This is a genomic window from Novipirellula rosea (assembly GCF_039541335.1).
GTDB lineage: Bacteria > Planctomycetota > Planctomycetia > Pirellulales > Pirellulaceae > Novipirellula > Novipirellula rosea.
Genome location: NZ_BAABGA010000078.1, coordinates 1 through 3,077 on the forward strand (window position 1 = coordinate 1; position 3,077 = coordinate 3,077).

At 54.7% G+C, this 3,077-nt stretch carries 3 protein-coding genes; all 3 read left to right on the forward strand.

What is annotated here, in order from left to right:
• Positions 1-283: 283 nt before the first annotated feature.
• Positions 284-1,573 carry an integrase core domain-containing protein gene (locus tag ABD971_RS26800; RefSeq protein WP_345326917.1) on the forward strand — a complete coding sequence of 430 codons (1,290 nt, stop codon included), beginning with the start codon at positions 284-286 and terminating at the stop codon, positions 1,571-1,573.
• A gap of 382 nt (positions 1,574-1,955) precedes the next feature.
• Positions 1,956-2,231 carry an LEPR-XLL domain-containing protein gene (locus ABD971_RS36120; RefSeq protein ID WP_425571377.1) on the forward strand — a complete coding sequence of 92 codons (276 nt, stop codon included), beginning with the start codon at positions 1,956-1,958 and terminating at the stop codon, positions 2,229-2,231.
• Positions 2,232-2,245: 14 nt separating this feature from the next.
• Positions 2,246-3,077: hypothetical protein (locus tag ABD971_RS26810; RefSeq protein ID WP_345326919.1), on the forward strand; the 832-nt coding region annotated here is incomplete at its 3' end.

Consider the following 3,077-nt stretch of genomic DNA (forward strand, 5'->3'; position numbering starts at 1 on the left):
GGGCAGAAACGAAAAACGCCCGTCGGCCGATATTGGGCCACGGGCGTTAACTGGTTTGCGAAAGCTTTCGCGATTTCAAAACTAGCTCCCCGTACAAAACCAATCCGGAGAGAGTCCCTGGATTTTGCAGGCTTTTTCTGCCTGAAGTGCCTGTTTCGATGCGATTCGCGTCTCTTTCGACTGGTCACGCGACGCATCGAATAAAAAATTCGGTTGACGCTTTGCTGATAACCAAAGATGCTGTTTCTCGCAATTCTGCGAGTGGTTAACAGGGAGAGAGAATGTGCCCCGAATCGACTCCACTCTGGCAGGTTGTGCCGGTTACTCTGATCGTCGCGACGACAATCTGACTGGCCAGACACGGTTCAAGCTCGCGGCCATTGCGGTGGGCGAATCGATCCGTAGGCTCGTCGTTCTAGCGGGGTACAAAAACGTTGCCACTCCGATTTTCATGCTGAATTGTAGCCATATCGGAGCCGCCGTGCGGGCCATCGTTCATCCTTTTCTCACTTTGCTCGCATCGAGTTCGCGACAGGATTTAGCCGCTCAGAACCGGCTGCTGAAAGCGGAGAACAAGATCCTTCGCTCAAAATTGCCTAGGCGGATTGAATTCACCAATCAGGATCGAAGGACGATCGTCAAGCATGGCCTGCCGCTTGGCGGGGCTATCAAGGGGCTGCTCTCGATCGTCAGCTACTCGACCTTCCGGCGTTGGGTTCGAGCGATCGAAGATCGCGAGAAGTCGGGCAAGCCAAAGGCGGAAGCAAAGGACGCTTCGCAAGCTGGCCGACCGCGGACGGAAGAGAGCGTTCGCGAGTTCGTCGTCCGCATGCGGCGAGAATGCGGCTGGGGATACACGAAAATTCGACAGGGCTTAGCGAGACTGGGTCATCGCGTTTCGCGACAGACGGTCAAAAACATCCTGGTCGCCGAAGGCATCGCTCCAGGACCTGATGATGGTGGTGATCCGGACAGCTGGTCGGAATTCCTAAAACGACACGCCCATGTCATGTGGCAGTGCGATTTCGCCTGCAAGAAGAAATGGACAGTGAAAGGACTGGTCGATGTCTACTTCTTGGTTTTCATCCACCTGGGGACTCGCCGCATCTGGGTTTCGCCATCGACGGACAGTCCATCGGGTGACTGGACCACGCAGCAGGCTCGCAATTTCCAGATGCACGTCGAAGACGAACAACTAAAGTGCAAGATCATTTCGCGTGACAACGACGGGAAGTACACCAAATCGTTTGATGAGGTCTTCAAGTCGACCGGCTGTACGGTCAAACGCATCACACCGGCGTCACCTAATTTGCAGGCTCACGTGGAGCGAGTGATTCAAACGATCAAGCACGAAATCCTTAACGGCTTCGTCGTCGTGACCAATCAGCAACTCGACGTAATCCTTCGTCGCGGATCGGACTGGTACAACACAAGTCGCGGACACTCTGCCCGGGATCACCTACCTCCGATACGCGATGACGATTCGCCGCCGACGATCGACTTGAAGACCACCAAGATCAAGTGCCACACCGAGCTCGGCGGCCTGCTGAAATCGTACCGGCCTGCCGCGTAGCCGAGCGACGGCTGACGTCGCATCGCTTTACCAGATTGTCAAAGATCGATCGTTCGCTGCTGCGCCGATGAAGCGATGAATAAGGATCAATACGCTTGCGATCCATTTTCGATCATCAGATCGACTCTGTAGTGTCGCTTCGATTCTCATGACCGGACACTGTCCGCATCGATTCCGGTCCGCAATACCCGATGTTTCGTGGTCGCATGGTTCTTGTACCGCGCGGGATCGTTTGGTGCGAAACCAACGAATTTTCCGCGGCTTATCAGCTTTCCTCCTTCGTTGGGTTAGTATATACTAGCCCTCCCTGGGGGGCGCGACTGACACCCTTTAGCGATTAGCGATGGACTGAATCCGATTCTTAATTGCTGAGCTCAATCAAATGCGTCGAATCCAAGATCGCTCGAGCACGACAGCCAAGAAACGCCGAAAGACTCGAAAATCCCTGCTTCAGCAACTGGAACCCCGCATTGTCCTCGACGCCGATCCTGTCAACGTTTTCGCACACTTTCATGGGAGCGTCACGTCTGAGAATCCGGTCGGTTTGATCCCATTCGATGTCAATGCGGACAACTTCCTGAGCGGCCGAGGGACGCAAGTACTCGGCTTCCGGGTTGCTCGGGTTTTGCATCACCCTATGCCTCTATCGCAACGATGAATCAGGACCCCACCATGTCCCACCACAAATCCCGCCGCCGCCGAAACTCCAACCGAAGTGCAAAATATTTGCGACATCACGCGCAACGTCGATTGTTGATGGAGCAACTGGAAGACCGGAGAGTGCTGGCCGGTTTGGTAAATGGAAGCTTTGAGAATTCGACTGGAGGACTTCCGGACGATTGGAATCCCACTGGGAATGTGCAGGTGGTCACCAGCCAAGGCGAGACTGACGCTGCACACTCGCTCGCATTCAGCTTCGGGAATTTGCCGTCCAACGGCGTCATCTCGCAAACTTTCAATACCGTTGCGGGTACGGCGCACAAGCTGAGCTTTGACTTCGGCAAGTACTCCATCAACCAGCCATCGCAATCCGCGAGTCTCGACGTCGACGTGTTTGACGGAGCAGGATTTGGTGGCGCCCATCTGCTCGATCAAACCGTCATTGACGTGACGCCGGGATCTGGAGATGCCAATTCCACAGATTCCTCGGATGTTTACTCAAACTTTGAGTATTTTTTCTTCGCTACTAGTGCGCTGACGACGCTCCGGTTTTCGGATACCTCGGATCCACAAGTGGCTGGCGGTGGTTTCGATGCGATGCTTGACAACGTGAAGGTGGAGAGCTCAGCGTCGATTCCCGCCGTCACCGTTTACGAAAGCGAAGTGAATTCGCCAACAACGCAATTGGTCTCGGGATGGGAGCAGATCGACGGATTGCAGACGTCATTTACGCTTGATCAGCAACGTACTGTTGAGGTTGGAGGCATCGCGAATGCAGTCACTCCCAGCGGCCAGAGCGAGATTGAGCTTCGTTTGGTTGTCGATGGTGTCCCTGGCCCTGTGA

Excerpts from the sequence above, each read along its gene's own strand:
- ABD971_RS36120 (WP_425571377.1), top strand. The coding sequence starts at position 1,956 with ATGCGTCGAATCCAAGATCGCTCGAGCACGACAGCCAAGAAACGCCGA.